This window comes from Helicobacter sp. MIT 05-5293, assembly GCF_000765665.2.
Lineage (GTDB): Bacteria > Campylobacterota > Campylobacteria > Campylobacterales > Helicobacteraceae > Helicobacter_C.
Window position 1 is genome coordinate 48,946 of record NZ_JROZ02000003.1, and the last position, 15,753, is coordinate 64,698.

Here is a 15,753-nt window from a genome sequence, read left to right on the forward strand (position 1 = left end):
ATGAGAATATGTTGTTTGTTGCGTTTAATAAGAATATCGTGAAAATCTTTGCGAGAAGTCTGGTGTAAAAATGAGCAAGTTTGAGAATCTAGCTCACTAGGTGAATTTGTATTGATATTATGCGACTCCCCCCCCCCCCGTAACTTTTGTATTGTTTCCTAGCAAGGATTGTAATACTTCATAATGAGGAAAGGTATTGACAAAAGAATATTCGATAATTGTAAGCTTCGCGTTAAGCTTAATGACGCTTCTTTGGGCAGGAGAAAGGATAGAATCTGTTGTCTCTTTCGCGTTAGTGATATTAAGAATCGTATAGTGTGCATCGTGATATTTGGACATAAAGGATAAAAACTCATTAAAAGATTCTTGATCATGCCTACGCGTGGTAACGAATAAAATATGTCGTGATTGGCGGATGTGTGATATGAGATTGTTAAATCTACGCCGCATCGTTTCTATAAAAAGAGGATATTGTGATGCAATACTGCGGTCTTTTCTGAATGTATGAATGGATACCATACCATTACGCATATCAGTGATATGCCTGCAGTGATTATTTGCATCAAAACCTTCTTTGTCTTGAATATCCACAAAAAATCCTTCAAAATCATTTGCAAGTAGATTCTGTATATCTTTAAGAGTATAACACATCATCCAATCAAACGGCGAGGCAAACTCCCGCAAACCGAATTTTTGCAGATAATGTGCTGCTATGCACGCATCTCCTAAGCTCACCGCCATATCGACATTAAGAAGTTCTTCTTGATGTTGTTTGCGGTATTGAGACAAAAGCCATTGATTGAAAGAGAGGTTTATTTTGTGGTAGAGAGCATTTCTAGCCTTGCGGCGATAACGCGCAATGGGAATCCAATGTGTGGTGATTTTGCTGATGTTTTGTAATGTCTTACTTTGAAAAGGCGTTTGCTCTTGCATTATTTAATCCTTCGTTTGGCAATGTAAGCAAGATTATAACAAATCTTGCTTACACCAAGCTATGGTTTAAATATATCCTGCTACTTTTGCAAGCACATATCCTACACAGCAAGAGCTGAATACTCCTAGAAGTCCGGGAATAATAAAACTATGATTGATGACAAATCGTCCAATATGTGTTGTGCCTGTGCGGTCAAATTGGATTGTCGCCAAGTCGCTAGGATAGGTTGGCAAAATGTAATATCCATAACAAGCTGCGGCAAATGCTACGATGATGCCGGGTTCTACACCGATACCTAGCGCAAGTGGCACAAATGCTGCAAGTGCTGCGGCTTGAGAATTGACGAATTTAGAAATGAGCAAAAGCATGATCGCATAAGTCCAAGGATACTCTTGCACCACGCCTCCAAGTGCAGTTTTCATCATTGGTGTATGCACGGCAAACATTGTATCTGCCATCCAAGAGATACCAAACACCGCTACAAGCGCAATCATACCAGATTTAAAGATTTCGTTGTTTGCGATTTTTTTCGCGTCTGTATTGGTAAATATCAAGATAAGCGCACCTGCAAGAAGCATAAATGCTTGAATCACATTTACCATTGAAATATAATCAATAGAAGGATTACCGAGTTTATCTTTTTGAGGGATTACTTGAATCTCTCCAGATTCTATGGCGGCTTTAAATTTACTCATTTCTTCGCCTTCTTTTTTCTTTTGGTCAAATCCGAGTTTGGCTATATCAACCACACCTTTGTTTTCACCATTAGGTGTCCATTTGATAGTTGTGTCTTCGTGGATTGTCGCTTCATAGGAGAGTTTTTGTCCCCAATTTGGTTTGACAGATTCAAAAGCACCAATCCCTGCCACAGCTATAATCGCACCTAAGAAAATCCACATTGCCACCCAATTGCTCTTAGGAAGCTTTACGCCGAGCAAAGTTTTTGAATCCCCATAGACATATTTTTTGAATTCAGGATCTTGAATTTTTCTTTGGAATTCTTCGTCTTTGTCTAAATCCTTGCCCCTAAACCAGCTAAAGATACCTATACAAAGCACCCCGACAAGTGTGCTAGGGATTGTGATTTGCAAAAGGTTAATATAACCATCAAAACCTGCTAGTTTATGGTCAGCTGCAAGTAACATTGCGGTGAGGCTCACAACCGCTACACTTACGGGGCTTGCGATGATTCCCATTTGGCTTGATACTGAAGCCGCTGCCATCGGTCGTTCGGGGCGGATTCCATTTTTAATAGCAATGTCATAAATGATAGGCATTATCGTATAAACCACATGCCCTGTGCCACAAAGGATTGTCAAAAAACATGTTACAAAAGGCGCAAGGATTGTTAAAAATTTTGGATTGCGTCTAAGAATCCGTTCTGCGATTTGTAGCATCACATCTAACCCTCCGCTTGCTTGCAGGGTTGCGCTCGCCACAACGACAGCAAGGATTGTGAGCATCACATCAATAGCAGGTTTGCCCGGTTTGATATGGAAACAGAATACAAGCATTAAAATCCCAATACCACCCAAAAGCCCTAAGGCAATCCCCCCTTTTCGCGCTCCATAGAAAAGACATACTAATACGACAATCAGCTGAATAGCAAATTGCCACCCTTCAGGCAATGATGTAAGAAAATTCATCGCAAGACCTCCTTATGTGTTAAAATTTAAATGCGTGATTATCCTAGAAATTTAATTAGGATTTAGTAATACTTTATGAATATCCGCAGATTTGAGCGGTTGTATTGTCATAAAGTAACAAAAATGATGTTTGTATTAAATTATTGCCAACTCATTTGCATTGAAACTTCTTTGAAAACAAAGAATCTATATAATTACTCATTGACTGATGAGTTTAAAAGAGTTTAAAAGTGGCGCAAGATTCTAAAAATTCTAGCAAAGAAAAATTGAGGAGTAATAATGTCAGATAAAGGTGTCAATCCGTTTCATATCGTGCTTGTAGAGCCGCAAATCCCACAAAATACTGGTAATATCGGGCGATTGTGTGTGGCAAGTGGAAGTGTTTTGCATCTCATACACCCACTAGGCTTTAGCACATCTCAAAAAGAGCTCAAAAGGGCAGGGTTGGATTATTGGCAGTCTTTAAGTGTGTATGAGTGGCAGAATCTAGCCGCATTTTGGGAATCTCACCCCTTTGATGCGCAGCAACATTTTTTCTTTAGCACGAAGGCAAAGAGACTTTATTATGATGCTCCTCTTGCTCAAGCGGGGTATTTGTATTTTGGAAGAGAAGATGCAGGGCTTAATGCGGAGATTCTGAAAAATTTTGCGGATAATGTTTATAAAATGCCAATGACACCTCATACTCGCAGTATCAACCTCGCGACTTGTGTCGGTGCAGTGCTGTATGAAGGGGTAAGACAATCAAAGCTTTATGAAAATTGGGATTTGTGAAATGAATTTGTAGGGTATGGATTAGAATCCCAACATAATTTTAAGATGTGAGATTCTTAAAGTATTAATGGCTTTCCACCCAATAAGTATAGATTTTCATATGCTCTTTGCCAAAAGCTTGAAGAAGCTTATTAATGATAAATTTTGCCTTGTCATCATCGGTCAAAAATATTCTAAAAATCCCATATTCTTGCCGCCCGCCCACTTGTTCCTTAGGGCTTGCCAAAAACATACTTGAAGCGTATTTGGCGCAATGAATGTAAAAAAAGTCATCATAGCCATCTTCAAGCAACATATCTACGATAGAATCTTTGAGCGTGTGTTTGAAGTAAATCTCAATTTTTTGTTGTTGCATATATAAATCCTAAAGTTTTCTATCATAAAGGATTGGGCGTTTGTTCGCCATAGGCAATGATAAGGTTGATTTTAAACACAGCAATGAGATAATAAGCACAACCCACAAGCGTAGCAATGCTGGCTGCTATGACTATTACAGATGCGATTAATGTAATTCCATTAGATGCACTAGCTAATCCCCAAAAAAGCAGAAATACACTTAACCCCATAACAGCAAAACTCCATAGTATGATCTTAGCTCCTTTTAAGAATCCTTCTTGGTGGAGGATAAAGCTTTGTTCTTTGGCAATTTTAAACATCAAGACATAATCAATGACGAGCATAATCAAAACTAAAAACATATAGATTTGAAATGAAGAGCTTGAGGATATTTCCGGATTCTCTAATATACTTTTAGTATCTATACCTAAAAACCAGCCTAGCACACTCGCAACAAATGAGATACCAAAAACCACTATATAGAGTTTGAAAAGAATCTTACGCAGTGAAAGTTTGCAGAGATAAAAAAATGTAAGAAATAGGGACAAAACACACACAAAATTAGTAGCATAACTGATGAATAAAAAACTTTCAACCGAGTTGTTATTCATTAGCATAATCTGAAGCAATACATTGCCGATGATTGCTAATAAAAAAGTGAAAAGATAGAGATTCTTTGCTCGTTTGAGTAATGGAGTATCCTCGATACGATAAACAGGGACATCATCAGGCAATGGAGGCAGATTTACAGAAAAAAGAGACATCTTTACTATCCTTTAGAGTGAGATAAAAATAAAATCTTAATTGTAGCGTGAAATATCTTAAACTAAAAAGGATTATCACACAACAAGAAAGGGCTAGAGTTTAATGATTTTTGCGCCAAATCCTCCCATTTGTGGTGGAGCATCGTCAAAGGATAGAATCTTTGGGTGTTGGCACAGATATTCTTTGACTAATTTACTTAGCACACCTGTGCCAATACCATGATAGACAAGCACTTCATCATAACCTGCTATAAGCGCATCATTAAGGAAAATATCAAGTCGTTCAATGGCTTCTTCACCACGCATTCCATGCAAATCCAAGCTCACCCCCACACTTTTGGCTTTACTGAATCCTTGATATTTTTGCGGTGATGATGTGGGGATAAATGCGCCTAAAGGTTTGAGATTCTCTCTTTTTTCTTTAAGTTTAAAACCACTCTCAAGCTCGACACTATAGGTATCTTTATTGATTGCGATGATTTTTCCTCGTGTGTTGCCATATTTGACAAAATCACCCACTTTGAGAGGAGATATTTTAGCAGAATGCGGAAGGGGTGGAAGGGAATGTTTGGCATCAGTTTTGATGATATGATGAGCTTTATTCATTGCTTGGTGCATTTGTTTAGAATCTTGAGATTTGAGTGCATTTTTAAGTGTTTGTAGTGCTTGATTGTAGGTTTGTTCAAGCGCATTTTTAAGCGTTTGGAATTCATTTTTTTGTGCGGTGCGTTCATCGTTAAGATTCTCAATCTGCCGTTTATATGTGTTGATGTGAGAATCTAAAACAGCGGATTTTTCTTGTAGTTGCATTTCTAGCTCATTTGAACGTTGGATAAGATCATTCAAACGCTCTTTATCTTGACCATATAATGTTTTTGCTTGTGTGATAAGTGTGCTAGGAATGCCATAATTTTGGGCTGTTTCAAACGCATAGCTTTTACCAATGCTTCCATAGAGAAACGAAAAAAGTGGCTTTTGAGCCTTGACATCATACATTGCTGCGCAAAGCTGGATTCTGTGATTGTTTGCCATTAATGAAGCCAACCGCTTGTGGTGTGTGGTGAGTAGAATCTTTGTATTGTTTTGCAAAAGATGTTCTAAAAGGACTTTATAAAGACTCGCTGCTTCGTCCGCATCTGTGCCTAGCTCAATCTCATCAATGCCAAGTAGCATATTTTGAGTTTGGAGAATCTGCGAAAATTCAAGCATACGACCTGCAAAAGTTGAAATATCGTTTTTGCTATTTTGAGGATCGGAGATAATGGCTATAATATGCTTAAAATGGGGGATTTGTGATTTGTGAGGGTTGATTTTGAGCGGGAGGAGAAATTTCGTCAAAAAGCACGCACTAAGCACAGATTTAAGGAGCATTGTTTTGCCCCCAGCATTCACACCCGTAATCATCAAAAGATCTTTATCCCATTCTAAATCAATCGCCTTAGGATTTGCAAGAGCAGGGTGGCAAAAGTCTTTGAGAATAATGGGTGTTTTTTTGGACATTTCATAAACAAACTCAAGGCTATGAGTTTTGGCAAAACATAAACGCGCATAAATATGATCCCACTGATCAAAGCTTTTATTTAAAAAACGCAAGAATGGGAGATGTTTGTGTAGTGTGTTTGAAAGAGATTTACAAACCTCATAAAGGCTTGTTTCGAGACTATCTTTGAGTGTGTTTTGTCGCTCTTTAAGCGTCATAATCACATCGGGCAAAAGGTAAAAAAACCCACTTGCTGAACGCTCCAATATCATACCTTTTATAGCATGGTGATAGCCCGCTTTGAGCAAAAAGCATTCATTTTCGTTGAGATAATGCACTGATGAATCTACTAAATAAGGTGCGAGTTTAGCAGAGTGTAACAATTGATTGAGTGTTTGATTGATATGTCCTTTTGTATTTTGAATCTGCCTTTTGAGATAATCAATTTGCTCATATATACCCTCTTTAAGCTCACCTTCAAGTGTAAAGATAGAATCCATTTCTTTAATGGCTATGGGGATTTGGATTTTTTCAAGCCATTGAAAAGTGTAGGGTAAAGACGGGAGAATACTATGTTTAAGTGCAACAAAATAACGCACAAGTTTTATCATTTCAAAGATTTCATCAAATTTAAGTGTGCCAAATTTTTGTAAGTGTATCAAGGGCGTATCAAGATTGCAAAGACGAGGCGGGGCTAAGGGCGGTGATAGCTCAATTTCTTTGAGAATCTTTGCGTAAAATACCCTATCACCTTCAAAAAAAACATCTTTTTGACGAGCAAAGAAAGTCGCAAATTTTGCTAAAAACTCTTGCAAGTCAAGTTTAGAAGCAAGTATGTTATTTTCTGTCATTGTCGGCTTTGTCAGATTCGCTAACGCTGCAATTTTTGAGCGGGATAATGAGGGTATTAAATGGCGAAGAGGGCTTCCCTAAAAAGCTCATTGTGCCATTGTTGAAATTAAAAGTGTTATTAGTGATTTGGTATTCTTTTCCTTCAAATACGCAAGGTATTGCTTTACCTTGATTAAATGCGCTTTGAATATGTCCAAACTGCTCACTTTCTTGCTCTTGCCACAGATTATAAATGCCGATTAGAATCGCTACAAGAAGCAGACAAACACCGATTACTTTCTTGCTCTTGTTAGACATTGTAGCACTTGTTTTAAAAATCGCTATGATAAGAAATACACTCAAAAACACTAGTATCAGAAATATAATATAGCCCATTATTTTTCTCCCCGTAATTGATAAGTTATGTCTCCTGCTCCAAGTCCTATAATCAAAGCATCTTTGAGGGTTTTAATCATCGTTTGATCTTGATAAAGATGCAACGATTCACCCACTCTTTTAAGATGTGTCGCAAAGACAGGATTGTAGTGTTTAAAAAGTGTTTCAAAGTCAATATCAATATGTGCTTCACCTGCTTTCCATACAGGTAAAATGATAAGCTCATCACACAGATTCTCAAAACATTCGACAAATGCTGTGAGATTATCTAATACCCGTGAGTATTTGTGTGGTTGCCAAATTGCGATGATTTTGTTGATTTGTTTGAGGTCGGCATAGATTCTCACACTTTTGAGTGTTGCTTTAATCTCTGTAGGGTGGTGCGCATAGTCATCAATGATGATTGTTGAAGATTTTTGGATAATATCAAAACGTTTTTTGATACCCTTGAAATGAGCAAGATTGGCTTTGATTTGTGGAAGTTGTTCTTCGCCATATTCTTCAATCGCACATAAAATAGCTAAGCTTGCATTTTGAGCCATATGTTCGCCAAATCCCCATACGCTAAATGAGCCATAATTTTTTAAGGTAAAAGTCGTTTGGGGTTCATCATTACAGAGGTTAAAACTGATGTCTGTAATATCATTTTGAGGGTCAAGCACGATAGATTCTAAGTCTTTGACACCCTTAAGATAAGGATCTGCAAGGTTAATAATCCGTTTTGTTGCCATTTGCATAAAATGATGATATGCTCCATAAAACTCATCAAGATTATGATGATAGCTTTCCATATGTTCGGGTTCGGCATTGGGAATAATGGCAAAATAAGGATTAGAGTTTAAGAAACTTTTGTCAGATTCGTCAGCTTCAAATACGATACTTTCACTTTTGGCTTCGCGCACATTTGAGCCAAATTCTTTAGAATCTGCACCGATAATTGCACCAAAATGTGGAAAAAGACTGCTTAAAATTGCACTCGTGGTAGATTTCCCATGTGCACCACAAACACTAAAAACGCGTTTTTTTCCAAGAATAAAAGCTAATGCCTCTTTTCTTGATAATACCTTAATACCTTTTCTAAGAGCCTCTTGCACCTCGACATTATCGGGTTTGATGATAGCAGAATGAATGACTAAATCTTGATCGGTGATAGCAGAGGCAGAATGAGGAATGTTGATTGGTATATCATAAGACGCAAGATATTTGGTCGCATTGCTTTGTGCTATATCTGAACCTGTGATTTGCATACCTTGCGCATACAGATATTTCGCTAATCCTGAAATGCCAATCCCACCAATGCCAATGAAATGAATTTTCACATTTTCTCCTCTTGATATAAATTAAGAGATTCTCTAAGTGCTAAAAGTGCATTTTTCGTGCTTTGTTGATCATAAACTAAAGCGATTCTGATATAGTTTTTACCTTGCCCCTTTCGCCCTAAGTAGCTTCCGGGTAAAACTAACACACCTGTTTTTTTATACGCAAATTGACAAAATGCCTCATCATTATCGACTTCAAGCCATACATAAAAAGTGTAAGGCTGAATCTGATAGGTTTTGGGATTGAGAATCTCACGGGCAAGAGCAAGATTTTGAGCATAAATACTGCGGATAGATTCAGCTGTTTGCATATCTTGCCATGCTGTTGCAGCAGCTTGTTGTAAAGGTAAAGGCAAAGCACAGCCCAAATAGGTGCGATAGAGATTATAAGCCTTAAGAATGCGAGAATCTCCGGCGATGAAACCACTACGCAAACCCGGTGCTGATGAGCGTTTGGAGATAGAATTAATCGCAAGGACATTTTTGAAGTGAGGATTACCCACCATTATTGAAGCTTCAAGAATGCTCGGCGGCGGGGTATCTTCATAAATTTCGCTATAACATTCATCATTAAGCACAATAAAATCATATTCTATTGCTTTTTGCACCCATTGCCCAAGCTCCTCTTTACTCATCGCCTTTCCTGTGGGATTGTTGGGAGAATTGAGAATCACAAGATTCACTTTTTTAAGACTCTCATCGTCAAGATGTGGTGTAAAGTCATTTTCTTTCGTGAGATCCATAAAAATAATTTTAGCTTTGGACGCAATTGCCGCACCTTCATAGATTTGATAAAAAGGATTAGGAAAAGCAATAGTAGGGTTGGGTGTATCAAAAAGATAGAATTGTGGAAAGTTAAAAAGCACTTCTCGTGTGCCAAAAGTAGGAATGATTTGTTCTTGTGTAAGGTGTATCCCATAACGTTGCGTGATAAAAGAGATTTGCGCTTCTTTTAAGTAAGATTCTCCACTGGCTTTAGGGTATTTATTTAGAAGAGGCGCGTTATCCTGCCATGATTTGATAATATTTTTGGGGGTAGGGAATTGAGGTTCTCCAATGCTAAGCGCGTATGTTTTTTGAGGTGTAGGGATACTTGCAAGCAGTGTGCGTAATTTTTCAAAGGGGTAACTTTCAAAATGTTGTAACAAGATCACTCCTGAATTGATGGTATTTTTGATAAAGCAAAGCCCTATTTCTTGACTTCTTTAAAGAAATCTCACTTCAATTTTTAGTTTTGTATTGAAGTTTGATTTGGGTTTTGTAATTTTGGATTATATAGCAAAAACGATAATCTTTTCACAAATATTTTGTTTTTACTCTTGATTTTTTAATCAAGCATTGATACAATTATGCCCTTGAAGATTTGAATTTATTTTTCAATGGATTTTTAGATCATTCAATATTTTTGTATTTCAAAGATGCGGGAATAGCTCAGTGGTAGAGCACAACCTTGCCAAGGTTGGGGCCGCGGGTTCGATCCCCGTTTCCCGCTCCATAGAAATTTAGCCTTATTCTAAGATTTCAAATGTATTTTTTATGCTTGTGGTAGATTTTACAGAGTTTAGATCTTTTGGTTTGCTGTAATTTGCCAAACATCTGATGCCCGGGTGGTGAAATTGGTAGACACAAGGGACTTAAAATCCCTCGGACATTGCGTCTGTACCGGTTCAAGTCCGGTCTCGGGCACCACCCTTAAATATTGATGGCGACATAGCCAAGTGGTAAGGCATGGGCCTGCAAAGCCTCGATTCCCCAGTTCGAATCTGGGTGTCGCCTCCATACTAGAATCTTGATTGTCTTTAAAGTCTTAATTTTAGAATCATTAGACGGGAGATGGCTGAGTGGTTGAAAGCGGCGGTCTTGAAAACCGTTGAGGGTAACACCTCCGGGGGTTCGAATCCCTCTCTCCCGGCCACCTTTGTAATTTTATTTTGCTCACTTGATATTTACAAACACTCACTGAATTAGATTTATTATTTCTTGAAGTAGATAAATTATTGTTTGAGTTTACAGAAGAGTTTTTAGCATCATTTGGTAAAGATTCTGGTTAATTTTAGGGTTTATGAGAGTTATATCTTTAATGTTAAAGAAATTCAATATACTTAATTCAAGACTCTTGACAAAGCATAATAAAATCTATATAATTACACCCTTTTTATGCTTAATTATAAAGCTTAAATGCTGGTTTAGCTCAGTTGGTAGAGCATCTGCCTTGTAAGCAGAGGGTCGGGGGTTCAAGTCCCTTAACCAGCTCCATTCAAACCTTAGCAATATTTGCTTTCAGTGTTTGACCAGTTTTTGAATTGTTTTTGGTGAGTTACTCAAGTGGCCAACGAGGGCAGACTGTAAATCTGCTGACTATGTCTTCCGTGGTTCGAATCCACGACTCACCACCACTAAAATTATAGTTTTATTTAAGCCAGAAATAGAGGTTTTAGTGGTAGTCAAAATAGTTTTGTTTTTAGTTGCGGGAATAGCTCAGTTGGCTAGAGCATCAGCCTTCCAAGCTGAGGGTCGCGGGTTCGAGCCCCGTTTCCCGCTCCATACTGGGAGCTGAATCTTCAGGTATATTTTATCTTTTAAGATATGCTCCATCAACTTTTTAGTTTTACTTTAATTTAAATATTTGCCCATATAGCTCAGTGGCAGAGCACTTCCTTGGTAAGGAAGAGGTCGGCGGTTCAATCCCGCTTATGGGCTCCAGTTTATGTGAATCTTTGACTTTTTGAGTGTGTTTTAAGTTTATGAGATTCTGTAAAATAATTTTAGTTAGGAGAAAAAAATGGCAAAAGAGAAGTTTGTTAAAAACAAACCCCATGTGAATGTGGGAACAATCGGGCATGTCGATCATGGTAAGACAACTTTGAGTGCTGCGATCTCTGCAGTTTTAGCAACTAAGGGTTTAGCAGAATTAAAAGATTATGATAATATCGACAATGCCCCCGAAGAAAAAGAAAGAGGGATTACTATTGCGACTTCTCATATTGAATATGAGACAGAAAATCGCCATTATGCGCATGTGGATTGCCCCGGGCACGCCGACTATGTTAAAAATATGATTACAGGTGCGGCACAAATGGACGGAGCGATTCTTGTTGTGTCTGCTGCTGATGGTCCTATGCCCCAAACACGTGAGCATATTCTATTATCTCGCCAAGTGGGTGTTCATTATATTGTTGTATTCCTTAATAAGCAAGATATGGTTGATGATGCTGAATTGCTTGAGTTGGTTGAAATGGAAGTGAGAGATTTGTTGAATCAGTATGAATTTCCCGGCGATGATACTCCGATCGTGGCAGGTTCTGCGCTTAAAGCTCTTGAAGAAGCAAAAGCAGGTAGCGTAGGTGAATGGGGCGAAAAAGTATTAAAATTAATGGAAGAAGTGGATAAATATATTCCAACACCTGAAAGAGACACTGAAAAAACATTCCTTATGCCTGTAGAAGATGTTTTCTCAATTGCAGGACGTGGAACTGTTGTTACGGGTAGAATCGAAAGAGGTGTTGTAAAGGTAGGAGATGAAGTTGAGATTGTGGGTATTCGAAATACTCAAAAAACTACCGTTACAGGTGTAGAAATGTTTAGAAAAGAGCTTGACAAAGGTGAAGCAGGCGATAATGTAGGGATTCTCTTGCGAGGGACAAAAAAAGAAGAAGTCGAAAGAGGTATGGTTTTATGCAAACCCGGTTCAATTACTCCTCATAAGAAGTTTGAGGGTGAAATTTATGTTCTTTCCAAAGATGAAGGTGGACGACATACACCATTCTTTAATGGCTATCGCCCTCAATTCTATGTGCGAACAACGGATGTTACGGGTTCTATTCAGTTACCAAGTGGCGTAGAAATGGTTATGCCCGGTGATAATGTTAGCATTACGGTAGAACTTATTAATCCTGTGGCTCTCGAAGATGGAACAAGATTTGCGATTCGTGAAGGTGGTAGAACTGTAGGTTCAGGTGTTGTAACCAAAATCATTGAATAGTATAAAGGTTCATAATGGCTAAAGGAAATACTGTCAAAATTGGACTAAAATGTTCAGAATGTGGTGATATTAATTATAGCACTACTAAAAATGCAAAAACAAACACAGAAAAACTGGAGCTCAAAAAGTTTTCTCCTCGATTGAATAAACATACTATTCATAAAGAGGTGAAGCTAAAAAGCTAGGCTTATGCCTAGCTGATAGGTCAGTAGCTCCAATGGTAGAGCGTCGGTCTCCAAAACCGAATGTTGGGGGTTCGAGTCCCTCCTGGCCTGCCACTAAAGCTGTTAGTTGAAATATATTGTAAAGAGATACGAGTGATGAAAAAAATAATAACCTATTATCGCAGTGCGAGAGAAGAGCTATCAAAAGTGATTTTTCCTACCAAGGAACAAATTAGAAATGCTTCTGTTTCAGTATTGATTGTGGTGAGTGTAATTACTTTATTTTTGGCATTGGTTGATTTGATTTTGTCTGCTTCTGTATCTGGTATTTTGAGATAATGTAATTAAAAGAGGTGAAGCTTGGAGTGGTATGCGATACAAACTTATTCTGGTAGCGAAAAATCAGTAGGTGAGGCAATTCGTAATTTGATTGTTCAAAATCAGATGCAAGATCGTTTTGGCGAAGTAGTTGTTCCTACAGAATCAATTATTGAGACAAAGAAAAAAATTGTCGATCGAAGTCTTTATCCGGGGTATGTTTTTATCCAAGTTGATTTGGATACAAAACTTTGGCACATGATTCAGTCTTTGCCTAGAGTAGGGCGTTTTATTGGTGAAAGTAAGAAACCTACACCTTTAAGCGAATCTGATATTGCTAAAATTCTTGAAAAGGTTAGAAATCCAAGTGCTCCAAAACCAAAAATTTTCTTTGAACAAGGAGAGGTTGTAAGAATTATTGATGGTCCTTTTGCGAACTTTACAGGCACGGTTGAAGAATATAATTTGGAACACAAAAAACTTAAGCTTAACGTCTCAATTTTTGGGCGTAACACACCTGTTGAAATACTATATTCACAAGTAGAAAAAATCATTTAAATTTAAGTTTCTTAAAGAAAGGAAAAACGATGGGCAAAAAAGTTGTGGGTGAATTGAAATTGCAGATTCCAGCTGGAAAAGCGAATCCGTCTCCTCCCGTTGGTCCAGCTCTTGGACAAAGAGGTGTGAATATTATGGAGTTTTGTAAGGCTTTTAACGAGAAGACTAAAGACATGGGTAATTTTAATATTCCTGTTATTATCACTATCTATCAAGATAAGAGTTTTACTTTTATTACAAAAAAACCTCCCGTAACAGATCTTATCAAGAAAGCGGCTAATATTGCAAAAGGTTCAGATAATCCTCTTAAAAATAAAGTTGGAAAGCTGACTGACAAGCAATTAGAAGAAATTGCTCAAACAAAAATAGAAGATCTTAATGCTTCAGATATACAAGCTGCAAAAAAAATTGTAGCTGGTAGTGCTCGAAGTATGGGTATTGAAATCGTAGATTAAGTATGGAGTTTGTTTTATGGGTAAAAAAATAGCAAAAAGATTACAGACCTTGCAAACAAAGGTCGATTCTCAAAAAGTTTATGATGTTCAAAGTGGTGTTAGTGTTGTAAAGTCCTTAGCTTCAGCAAAATTTGATGAAACGGTAGAGGTAGCTTTGCGTTTGGGTGTCGACCCGCGCCATGCAGACCAAATGATTCGCGGTGCTGTGGTGTTACCCCATGGCACAGGCAAAACAGTGCGTGTCGCGGTGTTTGCAAAAGGCGTCAAAGCCGATGAAGCTAAAAATGCAGGGGCTGATGTTGTGGGTGCTGATGATTTGGCTGAAGACATCAAAGCAGGCAATATCAATTTTGATATTGTGATTGCAACACCCGATATGATGGCTTTGGTTGGAAAGGTTGGGCGCATTTTGGGACCAAAAGGGCTAATGCCAAACCCCAAAACCGGCACGGTTACAATGGATATAAGTAAGGCTGTTTCAAATGCAAAGAGCGGACAAGTAAATTTTAGAGTTGATAAAAAGGGTATTATTCACGCACCTATAGGTAAAGCTTCATTTAATGAAGAAAAAATTAAGGATAATATGCTAGAGCTTGTTCGTGCGATTAATAAGCTTAAACCTACTTCTGCAAAAGGTAAGTATATCAGAAGTAGTAGCTTATCTTTAACAATGAGTCCTTCTGTCAAAATTGATTCTCAAGAATTGATGGACACAAAATAAAATTTTTGCTAGAAGAATATCTACGCATCATTTATCTTAGACTGAAGACCATAGGGGCTTAGGCTTAAAAATGACCCTGTGTGAGGTGTAGGTCTGAAAGGAGAAGAAAATGACCAAGCAAGAAAAGATTCAAGTTGTTGAATATTTAAGCTCTGAATTCAAACAAGCCTCTGCGCTGATTGTATGTGATTATAAGGGTTTGCGGGTAAGTCAGCTTGAAGCGTTGAGAGATGCTTCAAGAAAAGTGGGCATAAAAGTCCAAGTAGTTAAAAATACTTTGGCTAGTGTTGCTATGAAGAATGCTGAATATCCAGATTTAGAGCTTAAAGACACAAACATTTTTCTTTGGGCTCAAGATCAAATTGATTTATCCAAAGTTGTTTGTAAATTTGCAGATGCCAACAAAGAATATTTTTCAATTAAGGTTGGTTTGTTTGATAGACAAGTTGTTGATATTAATCATATTGTGTCTATTTCCAAGCTACCTAGTAAAGATGAACTTTTGGGTATGTTGCTGTCTGTTTGGATGGGTCCTGCTCGTTATTTTGTTACAGGACTTGATAATTTGCGAAAACAAAAAGAAGAAAATTAAAATAAGGAGTTTAAAATGGCAATTTCTAAAGAAGAAGTATTAGAATATATTGGGAATCTCTCTGTATTAGAGCTTTCTGAATTAGTAAAAGCTTTTGAAGAAAAGTTTGGCGTAAGTGCTGCACCTACAGTGGTAGCAGGCGGTGCAGCTGGTGGTGGTGCAGCTGGTGGCGGTGCAGAAGAAAAAACAGAATTTAATGTTATTCTTCTTGATGCTGGTGCTAATAAGATCAATGTTATCAAAGCTGTGCGTGAAATTACAGGACTTGGGTTAAAAGAAGCTAAAGAAGCGACAGAGCAAACACCTAGCACACTTAAAGAAGGTGTAAATAAGGAAGACGCTGAAAACTTCAAGAAAAAACTTGAAGATGCTGGAGCTAAAGTCGAAATTAAATAAACTTTGCTTTCTTGAATATTATTTTGTCAAATCTTACTTTGTTAAGATTTGACTTTTTATTTTGTAGAATATTGTAAAAAATCCTTA

Annotated in this window: 17 protein-coding genes and 9 tRNA genes; 18 read left to right on the forward strand and 8 right to left on the reverse strand. The window is 37.7% G+C overall.

Annotated elements, in window-relative coordinates:
* Positions 1-117: 117 nt before the first annotated feature.
* On the reverse strand, positions 118-933 hold the full coding sequence (locus tag LS68_RS06555) for a DUF1796 family putative cysteine peptidase (RefSeq protein ID WP_138091245.1): 816 nt from the start codon (positions 931-933) through the stop codon (positions 118-120).
* Positions 934-999: 66 nt separating this feature from the next.
* The gene (locus tag LS68_RS06560) at positions 1,000-2,580 is read right to left on the reverse strand and encodes an anaerobic C4-dicarboxylate transporter (RefSeq protein ID WP_034369240.1); all 1,581 of its coding nucleotides are present in this window, start codon (positions 2,578-2,580) and stop codon (positions 1,000-1,002) included.
* A 279-nt stretch (positions 2,581-2,859) separates the two neighbouring features.
* Here LS68_RS06560 and LS68_RS06565 point away from each other — a divergent pair, with 279 nt between their 5' ends.
* A complete protein-coding gene (locus LS68_RS06565) occupies positions 2,860-3,354 on the forward strand; it encodes a tRNA (cytidine(34)-2'-O)-methyltransferase (RefSeq protein ID WP_034369243.1) in 495 nt (164 codons plus the stop codon).
* Between the two features lie 64 nt (positions 3,355-3,418).
* Here LS68_RS06565 and LS68_RS06570 read toward each other — a convergent pair whose 3' ends face one another.
* The 6 genes from LS68_RS06570 to LS68_RS06595 form a co-directional block, all read right to left on the reverse strand.
* Complete coding sequence (locus tag LS68_RS06570) at positions 3,419-3,709, reverse strand: DUF3240 family protein (protein WP_034369246.1); 291 nt, start codon at positions 3,707-3,709, stop codon at positions 3,419-3,421.
* A gap of 22 nt (positions 3,710-3,731) precedes the next feature.
* A complete protein-coding gene (locus LS68_RS06575) occupies positions 3,732-4,454 on the reverse strand; it encodes a hypothetical protein (protein WP_034369249.1) in 723 nt (240 codons plus the stop codon).
* Between the two features lie 93 nt (positions 4,455-4,547).
* Positions 4,548-6,785, reverse strand: a complete 2,238-nt coding sequence (locus LS68_RS06580; RefSeq protein WP_034369251.1) for an endonuclease MutS2 — start codon at positions 6,783-6,785, stop codon at positions 4,548-4,550.
* Complete coding sequence (locus LS68_RS06585) at positions 6,772-7,161, reverse strand: hypothetical protein (protein ID WP_034369254.1); 390 nt, start codon at positions 7,159-7,161, stop codon at positions 6,772-6,774. Before LS68_RS06585 ends, LS68_RS06580 begins: the two co-directional genes overlap by 14 nt.
* Positions 7,161-8,498 carry a UDP-N-acetylmuramate--L-alanine ligase gene (murC, locus tag LS68_RS06590; RefSeq protein WP_034369257.1) on the reverse strand — a complete coding sequence of 446 codons (1,338 nt, stop codon included), beginning with the start codon at positions 8,496-8,498 and terminating at the stop codon, positions 7,161-7,163. Before murC ends, LS68_RS06585 begins: the two co-directional genes overlap by 1 nt.
* Positions 8,477-9,628: a succinyldiaminopimelate transaminase gene (locus LS68_RS06595; RefSeq protein WP_034369260.1), complete on the reverse strand. Its 1,152-nt coding sequence runs from the start codon at positions 9,626-9,628 to the stop codon at positions 8,477-8,479. Before LS68_RS06595 ends, murC begins: the two co-directional genes overlap by 22 nt.
* Before the next feature lie 272 nt (positions 9,629-9,900).
* Between LS68_RS06595 and LS68_RS06600 the strand changes: the two genes are divergently transcribed.
* The 17 genes from LS68_RS06600 to rplL all read left to right on the forward strand — a co-directional run bounded on the left by LS68_RS06600 (position 9,901) and on the right by rplL (position 15,666).
* Positions 9,901-9,975: transfer RNA gene (locus LS68_RS06600), tRNA-Gly, on the forward strand.
* Positions 9,976-10,081: 106 nt separating this feature from the next.
* Positions 10,082-10,169, forward strand: a tRNA-Leu gene (locus LS68_RS06605).
* A gap of 15 nt (positions 10,170-10,184) precedes the next feature.
* A tRNA-Cys gene (locus tag LS68_RS06610) sits at positions 10,185-10,259 on the forward strand.
* 48 nt (positions 10,260-10,307) lie between these two features.
* Positions 10,308-10,395: transfer RNA gene (locus tag LS68_RS06615), tRNA-Ser, on the forward strand.
* Between the two features lie 265 nt (positions 10,396-10,660).
* Positions 10,661-10,736 (forward strand) — tRNA-Thr (locus tag LS68_RS06620).
* Between the two features lie 55 nt (positions 10,737-10,791).
* Positions 10,792-10,876: transfer RNA gene (locus LS68_RS06625), tRNA-Tyr, on the forward strand.
* A gap of 71 nt (positions 10,877-10,947) precedes the next feature.
* Positions 10,948-11,024 (forward strand) — tRNA-Gly (locus LS68_RS06630).
* 84 nt (positions 11,025-11,108) lie between these two features.
* Positions 11,109-11,183 (forward strand) — tRNA-Thr (locus LS68_RS06635).
* A 79-nt stretch (positions 11,184-11,262) separates the two neighbouring features.
* On the forward strand, positions 11,263-12,462 hold the full coding sequence (gene tuf / locus LS68_RS06640; RefSeq protein ID WP_034369262.1) for an elongation factor Tu: 1,200 nt from the start codon (positions 11,263-11,265) through the stop codon (positions 12,460-12,462).
* Positions 12,463-12,476: 14 nt separating this feature from the next.
* Complete coding sequence (gene rpmG, locus LS68_RS06645) at positions 12,477-12,647, forward strand: 50S ribosomal protein L33 (RefSeq protein WP_034369264.1); 171 nt, start codon at positions 12,477-12,479, stop codon at positions 12,645-12,647.
* Between the two features lie 17 nt (positions 12,648-12,664).
* Positions 12,665-12,740 (forward strand) — tRNA-Trp (locus tag LS68_RS06650).
* A gap of 42 nt (positions 12,741-12,782) precedes the next feature.
* Positions 12,783-12,965 (forward strand): preprotein translocase subunit SecE, encoded by a 183-nt coding sequence (secE, locus tag LS68_RS06655; RefSeq protein WP_034369266.1) that lies wholly within the window; start codon positions 12,783-12,785, stop codon positions 12,963-12,965.
* Between the two features lie 21 nt (positions 12,966-12,986).
* The gene (gene nusG, locus LS68_RS06660) at positions 12,987-13,502 is read left to right on the forward strand and encodes a transcription termination/antitermination protein NusG (RefSeq protein ID WP_034369269.1); all 516 of its coding nucleotides are present in this window, start codon (positions 12,987-12,989) and stop codon (positions 13,500-13,502) included.
* Positions 13,503-13,531: 29 nt separating this feature from the next.
* On the forward strand, positions 13,532-13,957 hold the full coding sequence (rplK, locus tag LS68_RS06665) for a 50S ribosomal protein L11 (protein ID WP_138091247.1): 426 nt from the start codon (positions 13,532-13,534) through the stop codon (positions 13,955-13,957).
* Between the two features lie 16 nt (positions 13,958-13,973).
* The gene (rplA, locus tag LS68_RS06670; RefSeq protein WP_034369273.1) at positions 13,974-14,678 is read left to right on the forward strand and encodes a 50S ribosomal protein L1; all 705 of its coding nucleotides are present in this window, start codon (positions 13,974-13,976) and stop codon (positions 14,676-14,678) included.
* Positions 14,679-14,787: 109 nt separating this feature from the next.
* Positions 14,788-15,270 (forward strand): 50S ribosomal protein L10, encoded by a 483-nt coding sequence (gene rplJ, locus LS68_RS06675; RefSeq protein WP_034369277.1) that lies wholly within the window; start codon positions 14,788-14,790, stop codon positions 15,268-15,270.
* Between the two features lie 15 nt (positions 15,271-15,285).
* Entirely contained in the window at positions 15,286-15,666 is a 381-nt protein-coding gene (gene rplL, locus LS68_RS06680; protein ID WP_034369283.1) for a 50S ribosomal protein L7/L12, read from the forward strand.
* The last annotated feature ends 87 nt before the right edge of the window (positions 15,667-15,753 follow it).